Below are 16,558 nucleotides of genomic sequence, written 5' to 3'. Positions count from 1 at the left end.
AATGGTTTATTGACAGATAGCGTTGGCATGAAGGGGAAACACCAACCGAAACACAGTGAAATCTCCGGGCTCGCTGCTGACTTCTGCCCGGCCTTGATGCAGGGTCATGATCGACCGCACGATGGCCAGCCCCAGCCCGGTCCCCCCTTCGGAGCGAGCGCGGCTGCTGTCGACGCGGTAGAAGCGTTCGAACAGGTTCGGCAGGTGTTGCGCTTCAATCCCGGGGCCGGGGTTGCCCACCGACAGCGACACTTGCTGCCCGTGGGTTTCCACCCGCACCGAAACCGCGGAGGCGTGGGGTGTATGACGGATGGCATTGGACAGCAAATTGGAAATCGCCCGCTGAATCATCAAGCGGTCGCCATGCACGGACGCATCGCCGTCGAGGCTCAGGGTCAATTGCTTGTCTTCGGCACTCAAGGCAAACAGCTCCATCACCCGGCGCGCTTCATCGGCCAGGGACACCGGCGCAAACGAAACCCGCGCCGTAGGGTGGCTGACCTGTGCCAGGAACAGCATGTCGGAGACGATCCGCGCCAAGCGCTCCATCTCTTCAGTGCTGGATTCCAGCACCGCTTTGTACTCCTGCGGCGGGCGCTCCCGGGACAACGTCACCTGGGCCTTGCCCATCAAGTTGGTCAGCGGCGCGCGCAGCTCATGGGCCAGGTCATCGGAGAACTGCGACAGCTGCTGCACGCCGCCGTCCAGGCGCTGCAACATGAAGTTGATGCCTTGCGCCAACTCGCCCAGCTCCTTGGGCAAGTTATCCACAGCCAGGCGGTGGGTCATGTCCTGCGTGGTGACTTTTGCGGCGACGCGGCTGAACTGCTGCAGCGGCGCCAGCCCGCGTTGCACCACCCACCAGGCGCCGATGCCGATCAGCAGCAACAGCAGCGGCAGGGCGATCACGGTGGAACGCAGGTACGCACTGAGCAGCGCCTGATCGTCCCGGCGATCCAGCGATAACAGGACCCGCACGCGTTCACCGCTGGCCAGGCGCATCAGGCTGGAGGCACTCAGCACTTGATTACCATTGGTGTCATCCCAGTTCAGGTAACCGAGGTTTTGGGACGGGGCGAAGTCGGTCAGCAACGGTTCCTGTGGCTTGGCGCCGACACTGAGCAGCACCACTTCATCGGGCGCGGTGCCAACGATGGTCAGGTAAAAATTATCGTGCCCCATCACCAGGTCCATCAGCGAGTGCGGGCGGGCGCGGATGTCGCGGGTGTCCAGGCCGAGGGCGAGGCTGTGCTGGATCTGTTCCATTTTGCTTTCCAGGCCCTTGCGCGCCAGTTTCTCCAGCTCGTGAGTCAGGGCCAGGTACGCCAAGGTCGCGAGCAACACCACCAGGCCGGCGCCCATCAGGCTCACCGTCAGCCCCAGGCGCATCGACAGGCTGCTGGCTTTCATTGGCGAGCCTCCAGCACATAACCCACGCCGCGAATGGTATGGATCAGCTTGACGTCGCTCTGGTCATCGACCTTGGCCCGCAAGCGGCTGATGGAGACTTCCACCACGTTGGTGTCGCAGTCGAAATTCATGTCCCAGACCAGGGAAATAATCTGCGTGCGGGTCAGTACTTCGCCGGACTGACGCATCAGCACATGCAGCAGCGCGAATTCCTTGGTGGTCAGGTCGATACGTCGGTTGCCGCGGTATGCGCGGTGGCGGCGTGGGTCCAGCTCCAGGTCCGACACCTGGAACACTTCCGGCACCGGTATGTGCTCACTGCGACGCAGCAGGGTGCGCACCCGGGCCAGCAACTCGGGAAACTCGAAGGGTTTGACCAGGTAATCATCGGCGCCCATGTCCAGGCCCTTGATCTTGTCGGCCAACCGGCCACGGGCCGTCAGCATCATCACCCGCTGGCTGCTGTCGCGGCGCAATTGCTCAAGCACTTCCCAGCCATCCTTGGCTGGCAGATTGACGTCGAGAATCACCAGTTCATAGGCGTGTTGCGCGGCCAGGTGCAGGCCGTCCACGCCGCTGGCTGCACAGTCGACCACGTAACCGCTTTCGGTCAGGCCCTGCTGCAGGTAGGCGGCGGTTTTTTGCTCGTCCTCAACCACAAGGATACGCATGGGGGATTTACCTTTTATTGATAGAGAGAGACTGTGATTCGGATTTTCCGAAGCCTGAAGGCTGAAGTAGCTACAGGGTCAACCGGGCAGTTTGTGACTGGTTGTTGCGCTGCAAAACCGGCAGGCAAAAAAAACGCCCCATGCGGGGCGTAAAAAATTCATCTCTTTCCAAAGGAGCTACACAAAAGCTTCAGAGATGAATGTGCTCGGTGTGCGCCGTTCAGATCGACTGCTTCTGTGCGTCGGCGGGCGCGGTCTCGGCCACAGACTGTTCGCCGTGGACCTGCTGCTGTTGCTGGCGGAACTCGGCGAGGAACTGCCGGGAACGGTCGGCACCGTCGTCGGCCAATGCGAGGCTGGAAGTGGCGCCGAGAAAACTGATCAATAACAAGTGAGAGGGCTTCATGACTGTTCTCCAAATAAGGCGTGTGCCGTTAGTTGTAGCCAGTATAAGAAGCGCAACTTAACGAGAAGGTGAGGCGCATATTACAGTTCTGACAGGCTTCAAATTGTGAACAGATGTTAGTCAACGGCAAATGAATGTAAGCACCTGCCGTTGTGATCATTTAGAGAATCGCCAACGGATATTCGACAATCAGCCGAACTTCTTCCAAATCCGACTCAAAGGCACTTGAACGAACCGTCGCCTGGCGCAATCGCAGCGACAGGTCTTTCAAGTTGCCGCCCTGCACCACGTACTTGGCCTCGATATCCCGCTCCCAGCGGCGTTGGTCGGTCAACGGATCGCCGGCCGCGTCACGGCGCATGTACACCGCGTTGGCGTTGCTGTAGTCGGCGCCGGTGCCTTTGCCGTAGCGGGTCATGAAGGTCAGCCCGGGAATGCCGAAGGCCTGCATGTCGAGGTTATAGGCGAGCATCCACGAGCGTTCCTTGGGCGAGTTGAAGTCGCTGTACTGGATCGAGTTGTTGAGGAAGATCGAGTCGGACATGCGCAGGTAGTCAAAGTCGTCATCACCGTTGTTGCGCTGGTGGGACAAGGCCAGGCTGTGGGCGCCCACCTTGACTCCGATCCTGGCACTCCAGATGTTGTTATCGAACTCGCCCAGGCGTTTCTTGCCCTCGTCCACCGCCTTGTAATAGTTGAAGTCGCCAAACAGCGAAACCTCATCGTTCAGCGGGTAGCTGGCGGCGCTGCCGAAGTAGTACTGGTCCCAGGCATCCTTCAGGCGGCTGGTGTACAGGCTGACGCTGAGGTGTTTGTTCACCTGGTAGTCACCACCGGCATAGCCGATCCAGGGTGAATCCACCTTGCCCGCATAAAACGTCGCAAAGCCTTTATCCATGCCGCTTTGGGTGGGCTGGCTCATGCCGCTCAGGTGTCCGCCTTGCAGGCTCAGGCCTTCAATGCTGGTGTTTTGTGCGGTGACGCCACGGAAGCTTTCCGGCAACACCCGCGAGTCACCGTAGGCCACCACCGGGGTCAGCGGGAACACATCACCGGCCTTGATCACGGTATCCAGCAGGCGCATTTTTAACGCGCCGCCGAGCTTGCTGTAGCCGTCCTCGGGTTGGTTGTCGCTGTCTACCGGCAGCACGCCGAACGAGCCCTTGCCGCCGCTGCGGCCGGTGCTGGAGTCGAGTTTCAGGCCATACATCGCAAACGCGTCCAGGCCGAAGCCCACCGAGCCCTGAGTGAATCCGGACTCGAACTTGCCGATGAAACCCTGGGCCCAGGCTTCCGAGTAGCCATTGCCGGTGGGGCTCGACTGGCCCTTGCGATCGTCCCGGTTGAAGTAGAAGTTGCGGGCCAGCACGTTCAAGGTGCTGCCTTCGATAAATCCTTCGGATTTGTCTTCCACGGCCATGCCTGAAAGCGGGGTGAGCCCCGCCAGGGCGGCAATCATGGAAAGGGAAAGTGTACGGTTAGTACTCATGTAGCGCTCCTCGGTAGTGGCAGCTATTAGCTTCTTATCGATGGGGCATTCTTGTTTTGGTGGTGCCCGGGCAGATAGTTGCAAACACGAGATAACGACGAGGTGGCGCGCAGATTACAATTTTGGAATTTCAACAGGACATAACGGATAAGTAATCTTTCGGTGAACTTTGCGACAGGCTTGGTTAGTTACTCTTGCTCTGAACTTTCAATCAATGAAATCAGACGAGGACGCCCTCATGAAGACCCTGAAAACCACTGTCGCTGCATTGGCCCTGATCTTTTCCGTCGGCGCGATGGCGGAAGGCGGCGGTGACCGCACCTTCGCCCAGATGATGCAAAACAACGAGCAAGCCATGGCCGCCTATGCCGCGAAAAAAGGCAAGGCGATGCCCGTGGTCCAGGACTATCGCTACGGCATGAAGCTGGACATTGCCAAGGTGGTCAACGTCACGCCGCCGATCCGTTCGTGCAACGCGGTACCGTCGCGCATGACCTATGAAGATTCCACCGGCAAGCTCAACACGCTCCAGTACCAGGTCATGGGCATCTGCCGTAACAACGGCAGTTGAGGGGCCGCAAAAATATAGTTGAGCAACGCACTAAAGCGCTCTTCAGAAAATGCCGGCAGCGCCGATGCAGGTCAGACCCACGTCCTTACTTGCCCACCGGTGCCTCCATGTTCAACACCCGTCTCAAGCAGGAGCTGTCTGCTCTTCGCGAAGAATTGTCCAGCCTGCAGCAAGTGAGAGAGAGCCTGGAAAGCGAAATGATGACCCTGACCCTGGATCCCGAAGGGCGTATCGAGTCGGTCAATGCCATCTTTCTTCAAGAGATGGGTTACCAGGGCAGCCAGCTGGAAGGCCGCTTGATCGAAGACCTGGTGCCGGCGCACGTCAAGCAGGACGAGTTTCAACTGCGCTTCAAAAACGCATTGGTGCGGGGCGAACATTTCGCCGGTACGGTGCGTCTGACGCGGGGCAACGGCAACGAGGCGTGGTTGCGCTCCATCGTTCAACCGGTGCGCAGCAGCGACGGACGTATCAAGCATATTTCGATGTTTTCCAGCGACCTGACCCGCACCATCGAGGCCTCCCGCGAGCACGAAAACCTGATCACCGCGCTGGTGCGCTCCACAGCGGTGATCGAGTTTGACCTCAACGGTAATGTGCTGACGGCCAACGACCGTTTCCTCAACGGCATGGGCTACAGCCTGGCGCAGATCCAGGGCAAACATCACCGGATATTTTGCGAATCGCAGGACGCCAACAGCGTCGAGTACCAGCAGTTCTGGAAACGCCTGAACGCCGGGGAATTCGTCGCCGGCCGCTTCAAACGCGTGGACAGCCACGGACGCGTGGTGTGGCTGGAGGCCTCGTATAACCCGGTGCTCGACGCCAATGAGCGGCTGTACAAAGTGGTCAAGTTCGCCACCGTGATCACCGACCAGGTTAACCAGGAACAGGCCGTGGCCGACGCGGCCAGCATCGCTTACAGCACCTCGCTGCAAACCGACAGCAGCGCCCAGCGTGGCACCACCGTGGTCACCCAGGCGGTGGACGTGATGCGCGACCTGGCCAAGCACATGCAGCAAGCGGGCGACGGCATTGAAGCGCTGAACGCCCAGTCCCAGGTGATCGGCAGCATCGTCAAGACCATCAGCGGCATCGCCGAGCAGACCAACCTGCTGGCGCTCAACGCCGCCATCGAAGCCGCCCGCGCCGGTGAGCAAGGCCGTGGTTTTGCGGTGGTGGCCGATGAGGTTCGGCAACTGGCGTCGCGTACCAGCAAGGCCACCGAGGAGATCGTCGGCGTGGTACGCCAGAACCAGGACATGGCCCGCGATGCAGTGGCGCTGATGACCGATGGCCGCCTGCAGGCCGAACAGGGCCTGGCATTGGCGGCCGAGGCGGGCACGGTGATCGTGGAGATTCAGGACGGTGCCCAGAAGGTGGTCAGCGCCGTTGGGCAATTCGCCAATCAGCTGAGCAGCTAGTCACCGGGGCTCATGCTTGAGGTATCGTAGGTTTTTTTCCGAGCCTTTTGTCCATGAGCCCTAACCATCGCCGTCCCGTCCCACTGTCCAAGGCCTACCGCTTGCTCAACCATGGCCCGACCGTGCTGGTCAGCGCTGCGCACAATGGCCAGCGCAACATCATGGCGGCTGCCTGGGCCATGCCCCTGGATTTCGAACCGCCCAAAGTCGCCGTCGTACTCGACAAGGCCACCTGGACCCGGCACCTGCTGGAAGGCGCCGGCACCTTCGTGCTCAACGTGCCGTGTGCGGCCCAGGCGGATATCGTGCAGACCGTGGGCAACACCACCGGCAGCGAGACGGACAAGTTCGCGGCGTACGGCTTGCAGACCTTCAGCGGCGAACACACCGAAGCACCGATGCTCGAAGGCTGCGTGGCGTGGCTGGAGTGCCGGTTGCTGCCGGAGCCGCATAACCAGCAGACCTATGATCTGTTCCTCGCCGAAGTCGTGGCGGCCGAGGCGGATGAGCGGGTGTTCAGCGACGGTCGCTGGCATTTCGACGGGCACGATGGGCTGCGTACCTTGCACCATGTGGCGGGCGGGCATTTCCTGACGATTGGTGAGCCCATTGATGGGCGGCAGCTTTAAGCCCAGTACCGAATTCTTCCGGTAGAGCCTGGTTTGTGGCGAGGGAGTTTGCTCCCGCTGGAGCGCGAAGCGGTCCCATTGCTTTCCTGCCAATACACTTGGTCGGTAGATATACGACTGCTGTGCAGCTGAGCGGGAGCAAGCTCCCTCTCCACAAAGGTTGTGTTACCACTGGGTTTTGCTGAGCGCCTCGGCAAACGCCATCAACTTCGGTGAGTACTGCCGCGATGGCGGATACACCAGGGATATCGCCCGACTGCGCCCGGCAAAATCCTCCAGCAAGGGCACCAGGCGCCCGGCCGCCAGGTCCTCCCGCACTGCAAAATCCATCACTTGGGCGATGCCAAACCCGCCCAGTGCGCCGTCCACCAGCGCATCGCCAATATCAAAGATCAACCGTCCCTCGACGCTCACGTCCTGCACCTTGCCCTCCAGCATGAACTGCCAGTCCACCAGCCGGCTGGTGCGCAGGTTGCGTACGGTCAGGCAGTTGTGGTCCTTGAGTTCATCGACGGTTTGCGGCGTACCAAAACGCGCGAGATAAACCGGGGAGGCGACGGTGACCCAGCGCAGCGGCGGCAGTGCCCGGGCGATCAGGCGTTGGTCCTGGATATCGCCGGTGCGCAGCAAGGCATCAAAACCTTCGTCGACGATGTCCACCAGGCGATCGGTCATTACCGCTTCGATACGCAGTTCGGGGTATTGCAAAGTCAGTTCGCCGATCACCGGCATCACCACTTTGCGGCCAAACAACGAGGGCGTGCTGATCTTCAGCAAACCCGAGGGTGAGGCGCGGCGGTCGAGCATCTGTCGTTCGGCTTCGGCCAGTTCAGCGAGCAACGGCGCGCTGCGTTCATACAGCATCTGGCCGTCGGGAGTGAGGCTGACGCTGCGGGTGTTGCGTTGCAGCAGGCGCACACCCAGCTGGTTTTCCAGCCGGGAAATGGCCCGGGACAAGCCCGATTGGGTCAGCCCCAGGTCTCCGGCGGCGCGAGTGAAACTGCGGGTTTCGGCGACGCGCACCAGCAGGCGAACAGCGTTCAGATCCATGATTAAAGTCATTACTGAAAGAGAGATAAGGCTATTTATCATCTGTTGGGCATGAAAGACACTGGCGTCTCTCACTTTTTGGCAGGACGCTGTGATGTCTTTATCTCGACCCTCAGGCTGGATGCTGTTGCTGCTGGCGACCGCGCAACTGATCATCGCCCTCGACGCGACCATCGTGTTTGTCGCGCTGCCGCAGATCGGCAGCCACCTGGGTTTTTCTGCCCAGCAATTGCAGTGGGTGGTCAGCGCCTACAGCGTGGCGTTCGGCGGTTTCCTGTTGCTGGGCGGTCGCGCCGCAGACCTGCTGGGCAAGCGGCGCTTGTACATCCTCGGCCAATCTCTGTATGCGCTGTCTTCCCTGGCGGCGGTGCTCGGCGGCAGCGCCTTGTTGCTGGTGCTGGCCCGGGCGGTACAGGGCGTGGGCGGGGCGCTGTTGTTCCCGGCGACGCTGGCGCTGATCAACACCCATTACGCCGAAGGGCCGGCGCGTAATCGTGCATTTGCGGTGTGGAGCGCGGCCTCGGCGGCGGGCCTGGCATTGGGCGCGTTGCTCGGCGGCGTGCTGACCCAGGCCTGGGGCTGGGAGGCGGTATTCTTGGTGAATGTGCCGTTGGCGGGTGCCTGCGCCCTGGCGGCGCGCTACTGGATTCCCGCCGATGGCGAGCGGGCCCGTGGGCGCAACTTTGATATCAGCGGCGCGCTGACCGTGACGGTGGGCGGCACGCTGCTGGTGTTTTCCCTGGTACAAGGCCCTGAGTGGGGTTGGGCGGCGCCGTCGACCCTGGGCTGCATGACCCTGGCGCTGGCGCTGCTCGGGTTGTTTGCCTGGATCGAACACCGGGGCTGTGATCCCCTGATGCCGCTGCGGTTGTTGGGCTATCGCGAGTTGCGTATGGCCATGGTGTTGACGGCGGTGTTCATGAGCAGCTTTGGCGTGCAGTACTACTTTCTGGCGGTGTATTACCAGCAGGTCTATGGCTACAGCGTGTTGCAGGCGGGCTTGGCATTTTTGCCGGCGACCCTGGTGTGCACCGGCGGTATCTGGCTGGCGGAACGTTCGTTGGCACGCCTGGGATTGCGCACCACCTTGGTCAGCGGCCAGTTGGCGGGTGCGGTGGGCATTGCCCTGGTGTGCCTGGCGTTGCCGAAGGGGGCGGGGTTCTGGTCGTTGCTGCCGGGGATTTTCATCCTGAGCATCGGCCAGGGCATGACCTGGACGGCGATGTGGGTGGCCGCTGGCTTGGGCATCCGCCCGGGAGAGCAGGGTGTGGCGGCGGGCATGGCGTCCACCAGCCAGCAGATTGGCGGCGCATTGGGGTTGGCGTTGCTGGTGTCGCTGGCGAATGCCGGCGGGTCGACGGGCGCGGCGCAGGCGAGCGGGATTGAGCTGGCGTTGTGGTGGAGCGCGGCGATTGCCCTGGCGGGGGCGGTGTTGGCGTTAGCGCTTAAAGAGCGAGCTCTAGAGTCGAATGCGATTTCAGCAGCGACATAAATCAACTGTGGGAGCTGGCTTGCCTGCGATGGCGGAGTGTCAGTCAATCATTTATTAGCTGATCCACCGCTATCGCAGGCAAGCCAGCTCCCACAGGTTGATCGCATTTCAAGGCGGGGATTTCAGCGCCCGAGCATCTTCACCCAACGCGACGGCGGCATGCCGAAGGTGCTGCGGAATTGCCGGGTCATGTGGCTCTGGTCGGTAAAGCCGGCGGTCAGTGCGGCATCCACCAGTGATTGGCCCTGGCCCAACAAACTGCGCACCAGGTCCAGGCGGCGCATGGTCAGGTAGCGATAGGGGCTGGTGCCAAACAACAACCGAAAATCCCGCGACAACGCCCAGCGGTCGCGGTTGGCGTACTCCGCCATTTCATCGAGGGTGATCGGCCGGCCCAAGGCGCTGTGGATAAATTCCCGCGCGCGTTCGGCGGCGCGGTAGTCGAAAGTCTTGCGATTGACCGTGATGCCCGAGGCATTGTTCAGCGCCTGGGCCAGGTCAAACATTGCGTCCTGTTCCTGCAACGGATCAATCGGGCAATCCAGGCTTTGCAGCAACACTTCACTGGCGCGGTACAGCCACGGGTCGCTGGACAGCCCGCCGGGAATAAACGGTAACGGCTTGCCACCGAGCACTTGCTGGATCAGCGCCGGCTCCACGTAAATCATCCGGTATTTGAAACCTTCCTCGCTGCCGGCCCAGCCGTCATGCACTTCATCGGGATGGATCACCATGGTCCGCCCCGGCAGACTGTGGGTCATGCCGCCGCGATAGTGAAAACTCTGCACCCCGAACAGGGTACGGCCGATGGCATAGGTGTCGTGGCGATGAGGGTCGAAGCCAAACCCGGCAAAATACGCCTCGATACGCTCCAGGCCACTGGCGTGGGGCGCGCGGTGCAGCCAGTCGAGAGAGGGTTTGATCATGGTGTCAGTCGCAGGTCGGGACGCAAATACGTTACCCCAGTGTGACCGGGCTGTCTGCTGCGGTCTTGAACGATTGTGCCACTGCTGAAATTTCGGGGGGCAGTATCGGTTTTGTGTTCAGGTATCGCTAACCATTAAAAAATGATTGTTTTACGATAATTAATCGTTTATTTTTCCGCCTCAAATTTCTGAGAGGCTTACCCATGAATTCCCAACGTCTTGCCCAGCTCAGCCAGCGCATGGCATTGCTTACCCTGTTGTTGATCGTCGCCATACTGCTGCTCAATACCGCCGCGTGGCTTTACCCGGTGCAAAGCGCTTCGTTCGGGTTTGGTTTCGCCCTGAGTGGTCAACAGATCGAGGGACGGGCGGAGATCGTTGCGACGTTCCCTTGGTGGCAGACACTGGGCGGCGTCCTGCTCTCCAGCATTCCCTTGATTGCGCTGGTGTCCGGTTTGAATCATTTGCGCCAGCTGTTCCAGAACTATGCTCGTGGGGAGTATTTTTCCTGCGCCGCCGCGCAGCACTTGGGTAAAGTAGGCCGGGCCGTGGCACTGTGGGTGTTGCTGGATTTTCTGTGTGAGCCCTTGCTCAGTGTCTGGGTCACGATGAACGAGCCGGTTGGCCAGCGGCTGCTCACCTTGAGTTTTACCCCGCCCAGCATCGTGGCGCTGTTTCTCGCCGGCTGCATCTCGGTGATCGCGCGCATCCTGTGGCAGGCCAGTGAAGTGGATTCTGAAAACCGTACGTTTGTTTGAGAACAGCATGTCTATTGTGATTGAGTTGGACGTTATGCTCGCCCGGCGCAAGGTCAAGTCCAAGGACCTGGCCGCCGCCATTGGTATCACCGAACAAAACCTGTCATTGCTCAAGCAAGGCAAGGTCAAGGGCATACGGCTGGCGACCCTGGATGCAATCTGCAAGTATCTGGAGTGTCAGCCGGGCGACCTGCTGGTGCATGAACCCGAACCTGAGCTGTAAACGGCAAGGATCTTTAATTCCCTGAAGGATGGATCAACCGATGCTTGTCCCAAGCCTGCCGTACGCCGCGCCTCTTCTGTCGCTGGCCTTGCTCTGGACCGTCGCGGTCGTGACGCCAGGCCCGAACTTCTTCAACACGGCGCAATTGGCCGCCAGCTGCTCGCGCCGCCATGGCGTAGTGGCGTCCGCTGGCGTGGCCACCGGCACCGTAATGTGGGGCCTGGCCGGCGGCTTGGGGATCAAGTCATTGTTTACCGCAGCGCCGATGTTGTACCTGGCGTTCAAGATCATCGGTGGCTGCTACCTGATTTACCTGGGGTTGAAACTGTTCCGGCGCTCGGCACCGGCCATGGCCCAGAACCTGTTGCCCGACGAACCTCGGCGCTCGCTGTTTTCCGCTTGGCGCCTGGGTTTATTGGGCAACCTGTCCAACCCCAAAGCGGCGCTGTTCGTCGCGACGATCTTTGCGTCCACCATGCCCCCATCACCGTCGCCGCTGCTGCTGACCCTGGCCGTGATCACCATGGCGACCTTGTCATTCAGTTGGTATTCGTGCGTGGCGCTGGTGTTCTCCAGTGAACGGATGGCCAACGTCTACAGCCGCTCGCGCAAGTGGCTGGACCGATTCGCCGGTGGTTGTTATGTGCTGTTCGGGGCCACGCTGGTAGCGAATCGCTGACGGCTCATGGTAAGAAGCCTTACTTTCAAACGTGAGGCCGATCATGAGCAAGCTGCGGGTAGGGATTATTTTTGGTGGCCGTTCGGCCGAGCATGAAGTGTCGCTGCAATCGGCGCGTAATATCGTCGACGCGCTGGACCGTTCGCGCTTCGAGCCGATCCTGATCGGCATCGACAAGGCCGGCCACTGGCACCTCAACGACACCTCGGGCTTTCTGCTCAACGAAGAAAACCCGGCACTGATCGCCCTCAATCAATCCAATCGTGAACTGGCGGTCGTGCCGGGCAAGGCCAGCCAGCAACTGGTAGAAACCTCGAGCCAGGTCTCATTGGAACACGTCGATGTGATCTTCCCGATCGTCCACGGCACCCTCGGCGAAGACGGCTGCCTGCAAGGCCTGCTGCGCATGGCGGACCTTCCGTTTGTCGGCTCCGACGTGCTGGGCTCGGCGGTGTGCATGGACAAGGACATCAGCAAACGCCTGCTGCGCGATGCCGGGATTGCCGTGACGCCGTTCATTACCCTCAACCGCAGGAATGCGGCGCGTACCACCTTCGACCAAGCGCAACAGAAACTCGGATTGCCGATGTTCGTGAAACCGGCGAACCAGGGTTCGTCCGTGGGGGTGAGCAAGGTGGGCAGCGAGGCTGAATATCACGCTGCTGTAGAGCTGGCACTTGGGTTTGATGAAAAGGTGCTGGTGGAGTCGGCGGTAAAAGGCCGGGAAATTGAATGTGCTGTGCTGGGTAACGAGAACCCCATCGCCAGCGGCTGCGGCGAGATCGTGGTGCGCGACGGGTTCTATTCCTACGACAGCAAATACATCGATGACCAGGCAGCCCAAGTGGTGGTGCCGGCGGACATCAGTGTCGAAGCCAGCGAGCGCATTCGTGCGTTGGCCATCGAAGCGTTTGAAACCCTAGGCTGTGCCGGGCTGGCGCGGGTGGATGTGTTTCTGACGGATGAGGGTGAGGTGCTGATCAACGAAATCAACTCGTTGCCTGGGTTCACCCGCATCAGCATGTACCCGAAGTTGTGGCAGGCGGCTGGCATGAGCTACAGCGAGCTGGTGAGCCGCTTGATCGAGCTGGCGCTGGAGCGGCATGCGGGGCGCAAGGGGTTGAAGATTAGCCGGTAGACCAGTAACGCCATCAGGCGTTACTGAGGACTTCTCGAAAAACGTCTGGCCTGATGGCTGCTATGTGCAGCAAGGAACGTGCTGCGCCGGAAGGAGAACGGCGCCCTTGCTCCCATTCTTGAAGCGTTCGTACAGAGACCCCCAGCAGTTCGGCAAACTTGGGCTGTGACAACCCGGTCTTGCTGCGCGCCTCAGCCGCTTGGGTAATTTCGACGTGATGGACGTGACCATGACGCGCTTCCTTGACGTCGATAACGGCAGCCAGCAATTCCTCGCCGATGTTGCGCTTGGCGTCACGTTCCTTCAGCTGTTTCTCAGTGAGTGGCATGGTTCATCTCCTTGGCGATTTTGTAGAGGACATGCGCGGGAATATTCTCGGTGGCACCTTTGCCATAAATCAGCAAGGCAACTAGTAGTGCGCCGCACGCCAATTGCGTTGTGCAAATGATCCGTACTGAGCTGCTCTTGCCCCGGCCTTCCAAGCTCCAGCGTACTTTTCGGCAACCACCAGAACTTGGAATGACAGTACCTGAATCGGGGTGGTTGGCTAGAAAAGCCATAAAAATACCCCGTTCCTCTTCGGTCCAGTAATCGGGCCATAGCTTGCTGAATAATGGTGACTCGATGATCGTTAACACGCAAAAATTCTACGTCTTTGACGTAGCCTCTGGCAAGAAGGGGCGGGGCCAGAAAATGTCAGCGGATGGAGAGGGATTCAAGAAACGTTGTTTCGCAAAAAATGACAGCCCACAGATTTTCTAAGGCTAATAGCTAAGAGAGCTGTGGGCGTCGTCCCATTACACTGCGCGAGCAACCCACGAGTACAACAACGTCTTCCTCTCCGTACTGTCATGGGTCCTTCTGCGATAACTCGCAAACGCCGGTGAGGTGCAATACGTACACACTTCGCTTACCTCAACCTGCTCACGTTTTATCCCTGCCGCCTCCAGCAAGATCAGCGCATAGCGGCTCAAATCAAACCACGCACTCAAGGCCTGCCTGGGTTCTGGCGGCTGAATCTCCGGTGCCAACAAAGGCCCCGGCTGCTCGAACGTCCACGGCGCATTTCCATCCCGCCACAAATGCCCCTGACTCGCCTGCAACTGCGCCACAAACTCGCCACTCACCTCATAACAACAAGGCTTGATCGAAGGCCCAATCGCAATCCGCAACTGATCCAGCGCCACACCCTCGGCGGTAAACCGTTGCATGGCATTGGCGATGATCCCGCCTTGCAGTCCCTTCCAGCCGCCATGAATCGCCGCGACAAAGTCCCCGTCCTCCGAGGCCATCAGCAGCGGCAGGCAGTCGGCGGTAATCACCGCAATCGGCTGCAGATCCCGGCTGAAAACCCCATCGGCTTCAACCGTATTGGCGGCGAGCTCCGGGCGCCATTCAATGGTCGTGGCGCTGTGCACCTGCTTGCAGATGAACACCTCGTCAGGCCGCAACGGATCGTCAATCGAACAAAATCCATGATCGACGCCCATCAGGGCGCCGAGGTTATTTGCCTTGTGCACGCGCAGCTCTCCAGTGAGTCAACTCAATCCCCCAGCGCTTCGCCTTCACGGCGTGGATCAGCCCCGCCGATCAACGACGCTTTGCCCTGCGCATCGCGCACCCGGACGATCGCCTGGGCGCCGCTGGTCATGTCGATTTCGCTCAGGGCGTGGCCCTTGTCCTTCAGCGCCTGTTTCAACGGTGCGCTGAATAAACCGGTTTCCAGCTCGGTCGCGCCGTTGCGGCTGCCAAAGTTGGGCAGGCCGACGGCCGCTTGCGGGTCGAGGTTCCAGTCGAGCATGGCCACCAGGGATTTGCTCACATATTCGATGATCTGCGAACCGCCCGGCGAGCCAACAGTGGCCACCAGCTCGCCGCTCTGACGATCAAACACCAGGGTCGGTGCCATGGACGAACGCGGGCGCTTGCCCGGCTCGATCCGGTTGGCCACCGGCTGGCCGTTCTCTTCGGGGATGAAGGAGAAGTCGGTCATCTGGTTATTCAGCAAAAAGCCCTGGACCATCACATGGGAACCGAACGCCGCTTCCACCGTAGTGGTCATCGACACCGCGCCACCCACGTCATCCACCGCCACCACTTGCGAGGTGGAAATACGCAACGGCGAGCGATCCGGCGCATAGGCCACTTCAATCCCGGCCGGCTTGCCCGGCTTGGCGACGCCCATGCTGCGCTCACCAATCAACGCAGCGCGGCTGGCCAGGTAATTCGGAGCGATCAGCCCAGCAACCGGCACCGGCACGTAGTCCGAATCGGCCACGTACTGGGCGCGGTCGGCGTAGGCCAGGCGGTCGGCCTCGGCGATCAGGTGCACCGCTTCGGGCACCGGCTCCAGGCCTGCCGGGGAATCGGTTTTCACCGGCTTCAACGGCGCGAGGGCCATGCGCGGGTCGCGGGCTTCCAGGGCCTGCAATGTGCCGAGGATCTGTGCAATAGCAATCCCGCCCGACGACGGTGGCGGCATGCCGCAGACTTTCCAGCGCTTGTAGTCAGTGCACAACGGCGCCCGCTCAACCGCGCTGTAACCCTTGAGGTCGGTCAGCGTCAGGCTGCCGGCGTTGCTGTTGCCCTGCACCTTGCGGGTGATTTCTTCGGCAATCGGGCCGTAGTACAGCGCATCCGGCCCTTCCTTGGCGATGCGTTTGAAGACGTTGGCCAGCGCCGGGTTTTTCAGCAGCGTACCGGTGGCCTTCGGGCTGCCGTCGGCGTTCAGGAAGTACGCGGTCATTTCCGGCGAGCGGGTGATGTAGCGGTCGGCGGCAATCAGGCTGTGCAAGCGCGCAGAAATCGGGAAGCCCTGTTCCGCCAGGCGAATGGCCGGCTCGAACAGCGTCGCCCATTGCAGATGGCCGGTCTTTTTGTGGGCCATCTCCAAGGCGCGCAACACGCCTGGAGTTGCCACGGACCGCCCGCCAATCTGTGCCTCGGGGAAGGCCATCGGCGTACCGTCGGCCTTCAGGAACAACCGCTCGGTAGCGCCCGCCGGTGCGGTTTCGCGACCGTCGTAGGCGTGCACCTGCTTGCCGTCCCACAGCATGATGAACGCACCGCCGCCGATCCCGGACGACTGCGGTTCCACCAGCGTCAGTACGGCCTGCATGGCAATCGCGGCGTCGATGGCCGAGCCGCCCTTGCGCAGGATTTCCCGCCCGGCTTCGGCGGCCAGCGGGTTGGCGGCGGCGGCCATATGGCGCTCGGCGTGGCGGGTGCTCATGTCGGTGCGATAGCCCGAGCCGAGCTCCGGGGCGGGCGGCAGTTCAGGCGCGGTGGCGCTGTGGCAGGCGGCGAGGGTGAGGGCGGCGGTGATCAGCGAGAGGGTGGTGAGGCGTTGGCGGTGGAAAATCGAAAGCACGCGATGACTCCGTTCATTTGAGAATGATCTGTTGTCCGTGGGGAGGGAATGTACCTCAGTGATTTGCGGGAAGGGAGATTGATCTGCATATGGTTGTGCGATACAACTATATCTCTTCATTCGGGCAAGAGGTTTTCCACGTGAACCGTTCCAGGCCAGACCTTATCGATCAGATCCGCTGTGCCTCACGCCTCATGGTGCGAGAGCTGGGTTTCATGCAGCCGAAGTTGGCAGCCAGCCGTTATCCACCGTCGTCTGTGCACACGATTGTTGAAATCGGCGAGCGTGGCGCATTGACGGCGGCTGAACTGGTCACCTTGCT

Annotated in this window: 18 protein-coding genes and 2 pseudogenes; 10 read left to right on the top strand and 10 right to left on the bottom strand. The window is 60.8% G+C overall.

The window, feature by feature from the left end:
* Positions 1 to 6 precede the first annotated feature (6 nt).
* The 4 genes from K0H47_RS29270 to K0H47_RS29255 form a co-directional block, all read right to left on the bottom strand.
* Positions 7 to 1,410 (bottom strand): heavy metal sensor histidine kinase, encoded by a 1,404-nt coding sequence (locus tag K0H47_RS29270; RefSeq protein ID WP_219274025.1) that lies wholly within the window; start codon positions 1,408 to 1,410, stop codon positions 7 to 9.
* Positions 1,407 to 2,081, bottom strand: a complete 675-nt coding sequence (locus K0H47_RS29265) for a heavy metal response regulator transcription factor (RefSeq protein ID WP_063033171.1) — start codon at positions 2,079 to 2,081, stop codon at positions 1,407 to 1,409. The genes K0H47_RS29270 and K0H47_RS29265 overlap by 4 nt, the downstream gene beginning before the upstream one ends.
* Positions 2,082 to 2,301: 220 nt before the next feature.
* A complete protein-coding gene (locus K0H47_RS29260; RefSeq protein WP_076014925.1) occupies positions 2,302 to 2,487 on the bottom strand; it encodes a hypothetical protein in 186 nt (61 codons plus the stop codon).
* A 160-nt stretch (positions 2,488 to 2,647) separates the two neighbouring features.
* Positions 2,648 to 3,976 (bottom strand): OprD family porin, encoded by a 1,329-nt coding sequence (locus tag K0H47_RS29255; RefSeq protein ID WP_219274024.1) that lies wholly within the window; start codon positions 3,974 to 3,976, stop codon positions 2,648 to 2,650.
* 238 nt (positions 3,977 to 4,214) lie between these two features.
* On the opposite strand from K0H47_RS29255, the gene K0H47_RS29250 reads away from it, so the two are divergent.
* The 4 genes and pseudogenes from K0H47_RS29250 (at position 4,215) to K0H47_RS29240 (ending at position 6,600) form a co-directional block, all read left to right on the top strand.
* Positions 4,215 to 4,547: a DUF2790 domain-containing protein gene (locus K0H47_RS29250; RefSeq protein ID WP_063033168.1), complete on the top strand. Its 333-nt coding sequence runs from the start codon at positions 4,215 to 4,217 to the stop codon at positions 4,545 to 4,547.
* Between the two features lie 107 nt (positions 4,548 to 4,654).
* Positions 4,655 to 5,431, top strand: a pseudogene (locus K0H47_RS31540) (PAS domain-containing protein); the annotation flags it as partial.
* Between the two features lie 108 nt (positions 5,432 to 5,539).
* Positions 5,540 to 5,971 (top strand): methyl-accepting chemotaxis protein, encoded by a 432-nt coding sequence (locus K0H47_RS31535; protein WP_373568931.1) that lies wholly within the window; start codon positions 5,540 to 5,542, stop codon positions 5,969 to 5,971.
* Positions 5,972 to 6,024: 53 nt separating this feature from the next.
* Positions 6,025 to 6,600, top strand: a complete 576-nt coding sequence (locus K0H47_RS29240) for a flavin reductase family protein (RefSeq protein WP_063033166.1) — start codon at positions 6,025 to 6,027, stop codon at positions 6,598 to 6,600.
* A gap of 165 nt (positions 6,601 to 6,765) precedes the next feature.
* Here the strand turns inward: K0H47_RS29240 and K0H47_RS29235 are convergent, their stop codons facing one another.
* Positions 6,766 to 7,650, bottom strand: a complete 885-nt coding sequence (locus K0H47_RS29235; protein ID WP_219274023.1) for a LysR family transcriptional regulator — start codon at positions 7,648 to 7,650, stop codon at positions 6,766 to 6,768.
* Between the two features lie 121 nt (positions 7,651 to 7,771).
* Between K0H47_RS29235 and K0H47_RS29230 the strand changes: the two genes are divergently transcribed.
* Entirely contained in the window at positions 7,772 to 9,142 is a 1,371-nt protein-coding gene (locus K0H47_RS29230; RefSeq protein ID WP_093201871.1) for an MFS transporter, read from the top strand.
* A 122-nt stretch (positions 9,143 to 9,264) separates the two neighbouring features.
* Here K0H47_RS29230 and K0H47_RS29225 read toward each other — a convergent pair whose 3' ends face one another.
* Positions 9,265 to 10,068 (bottom strand): AraC family transcriptional regulator, encoded by an 804-nt coding sequence (locus K0H47_RS29225; protein ID WP_076014932.1) that lies wholly within the window; start codon positions 10,066 to 10,068, stop codon positions 9,265 to 9,267.
* Between the two features lie 203 nt (positions 10,069 to 10,271).
* Between K0H47_RS29225 and K0H47_RS29220 the strand changes: the two genes are divergently transcribed.
* The 4 genes from K0H47_RS29220 to ddlA are packed head-to-tail and all read left to right on the top strand — an operon-like array spanning position 10,272 to position 12,866.
* Complete coding sequence (locus tag K0H47_RS29220; RefSeq protein ID WP_218264435.1) at positions 10,272 to 10,826, top strand: DUF2975 domain-containing protein; 555 nt, start codon at positions 10,272 to 10,274, stop codon at positions 10,824 to 10,826.
* A 7-nt stretch (positions 10,827 to 10,833) separates the two neighbouring features.
* Positions 10,834 to 11,049 (top strand): helix-turn-helix transcriptional regulator, encoded by a 216-nt coding sequence (locus tag K0H47_RS29215; RefSeq protein ID WP_010177071.1) that lies wholly within the window; start codon positions 10,834 to 10,836, stop codon positions 11,047 to 11,049.
* Positions 11,050 to 11,089: 40 nt separating this feature from the next.
* Positions 11,090 to 11,728 carry a LysE family transporter gene (locus K0H47_RS29210; RefSeq protein ID WP_218264434.1) on the top strand — a complete coding sequence of 213 codons (639 nt, stop codon included), beginning with the start codon at positions 11,090 to 11,092 and terminating at the stop codon, positions 11,726 to 11,728.
* Between the two features lie 43 nt (positions 11,729 to 11,771).
* Positions 11,772 to 12,866, top strand: coding sequence for a D-alanine--D-alanine ligase (gene ddlA / locus K0H47_RS29205; RefSeq protein WP_218264433.1), 1,095 nt, complete (start codon positions 11,772 to 11,774; stop codon positions 12,864 to 12,866).
* A 13-nt stretch (positions 12,867 to 12,879) separates the two neighbouring features.
* Here the strand turns inward: ddlA and K0H47_RS29200 are convergent, their stop codons facing one another.
* The 4 genes from K0H47_RS29200 to ggt all read right to left on the bottom strand — a co-directional run bounded on the left by K0H47_RS29200 (position 12,880) and on the right by ggt (position 16,236).
* On the bottom strand, positions 12,880 to 13,194 hold the full coding sequence (locus K0H47_RS29200; protein WP_087693783.1) for a DNA-binding transcriptional regulator: 315 nt from the start codon (positions 13,192 to 13,194) through the stop codon (positions 12,880 to 12,882).
* Complete coding sequence (locus K0H47_RS29195; RefSeq protein WP_219274022.1) at positions 13,181 to 13,504, bottom strand: transcriptional regulator; 324 nt, start codon at positions 13,502 to 13,504, stop codon at positions 13,181 to 13,183. The genes K0H47_RS29200 and K0H47_RS29195 overlap by 14 nt, the downstream gene beginning before the upstream one ends.
* Before the next feature lie 159 nt (positions 13,505 to 13,663).
* Entirely contained in the window at positions 13,664 to 14,386 is a 723-nt protein-coding gene (locus K0H47_RS29190) for a polyphenol oxidase family protein (protein ID WP_087693781.1), read from the bottom strand.
* A 23-nt stretch (positions 14,387 to 14,409) separates the two neighbouring features.
* On the bottom strand, positions 14,410 to 16,236 hold the full coding sequence (gene ggt / locus K0H47_RS29185; protein ID WP_219274021.1) for a gamma-glutamyltransferase: 1,827 nt from the start codon (positions 16,234 to 16,236) through the stop codon (positions 14,410 to 14,412).
* 194 nt (positions 16,237 to 16,430) lie between these two features.
* Between ggt and K0H47_RS31250 the strand changes: the two are divergent.
* Positions 16,431 to 16,558 (top strand): annotated as a pseudogene (locus tag K0H47_RS31250) (MarR family transcriptional regulator); the annotation flags it as partial.

The sequence above is a fragment of the Pseudomonas sp. Xaverov 83 genome (genome assembly GCF_019352905.1).
GTDB classification, from domain to species: domain Bacteria; phylum Pseudomonadota; class Gammaproteobacteria; order Pseudomonadales; family Pseudomonadaceae; genus Aquipseudomonas; species Aquipseudomonas yamanorum.
The sequence above is the reverse complement of the archived record's forward strand: the minus strand, read 5'-3'. Positions and strand labels throughout refer to the sequence as shown.

Excerpts from the sequence above, each read along its gene's own strand:
- K0H47_RS29270 (WP_219274025.1), bottom strand. The coding sequence starts at position 1,410 with ATGAAAGCCAGCAGCCTGTCGATGCGCCTGGGGCTGACGGTGAGCCTG.
- K0H47_RS29265 (WP_063033171.1), bottom strand. The coding sequence starts at position 2,081 with ATGCGTATCCTTGTGGTTGAGGACGAGCAAAAAACCGCCGCCTACCTG.
- K0H47_RS29260 (WP_076014925.1), bottom strand. The coding sequence starts at position 2,487 with ATGAAGCCCTCTCACTTGTTATTGATCAGTTTTCTCGGCGCCACTTCC.
- K0H47_RS29255 (WP_219274024.1), bottom strand. The coding sequence starts at position 3,976 with ATGAGTACTAACCGTACACTTTCCCTTTCCATGATTGCCGCCCTGGCG.
- K0H47_RS29250 (WP_063033168.1), top strand. The coding sequence starts at position 4,215 with ATGAAGACCCTGAAAACCACTGTCGCTGCATTGGCCCTGATCTTTTCC.
- K0H47_RS31535 (WP_373568931.1), top strand. The coding sequence starts at position 5,540 with ATGCGCGACCTGGCCAAGCACATGCAGCAAGCGGGCGACGGCATTGAA.
- K0H47_RS29240 (WP_063033166.1), top strand. The coding sequence starts at position 6,025 with ATGAGCCCTAACCATCGCCGTCCCGTCCCACTGTCCAAGGCCTACCGC.
- K0H47_RS29235 (WP_219274023.1), bottom strand. The coding sequence starts at position 7,650 with ATGGATCTGAACGCTGTTCGCCTGCTGGTGCGCGTCGCCGAAACCCGC.
- K0H47_RS29230 (WP_093201871.1), top strand. The coding sequence starts at position 7,772 with ATGCTGTTGCTGCTGGCGACCGCGCAACTGATCATCGCCCTCGACGCG.
- K0H47_RS29225 (WP_076014932.1), bottom strand. The coding sequence starts at position 10,068 with ATGATCAAACCCTCTCTCGACTGGCTGCACCGCGCGCCCCACGCCAGT.
- K0H47_RS29220 (WP_218264435.1), top strand. The coding sequence starts at position 10,272 with ATGAATTCCCAACGTCTTGCCCAGCTCAGCCAGCGCATGGCATTGCTT.
- K0H47_RS29215 (WP_010177071.1), top strand. The coding sequence starts at position 10,834 with ATGTCTATTGTGATTGAGTTGGACGTTATGCTCGCCCGGCGCAAGGTC.
- K0H47_RS29210 (WP_218264434.1), top strand. The coding sequence starts at position 11,090 with ATGCTTGTCCCAAGCCTGCCGTACGCCGCGCCTCTTCTGTCGCTGGCC.
- ddlA (WP_218264433.1), top strand. The coding sequence starts at position 11,772 with ATGAGCAAGCTGCGGGTAGGGATTATTTTTGGTGGCCGTTCGGCCGAG.
- K0H47_RS29200 (WP_087693783.1), bottom strand. The coding sequence starts at position 13,194 with ATGCCACTCACTGAGAAACAGCTGAAGGAACGTGACGCCAAGCGCAAC.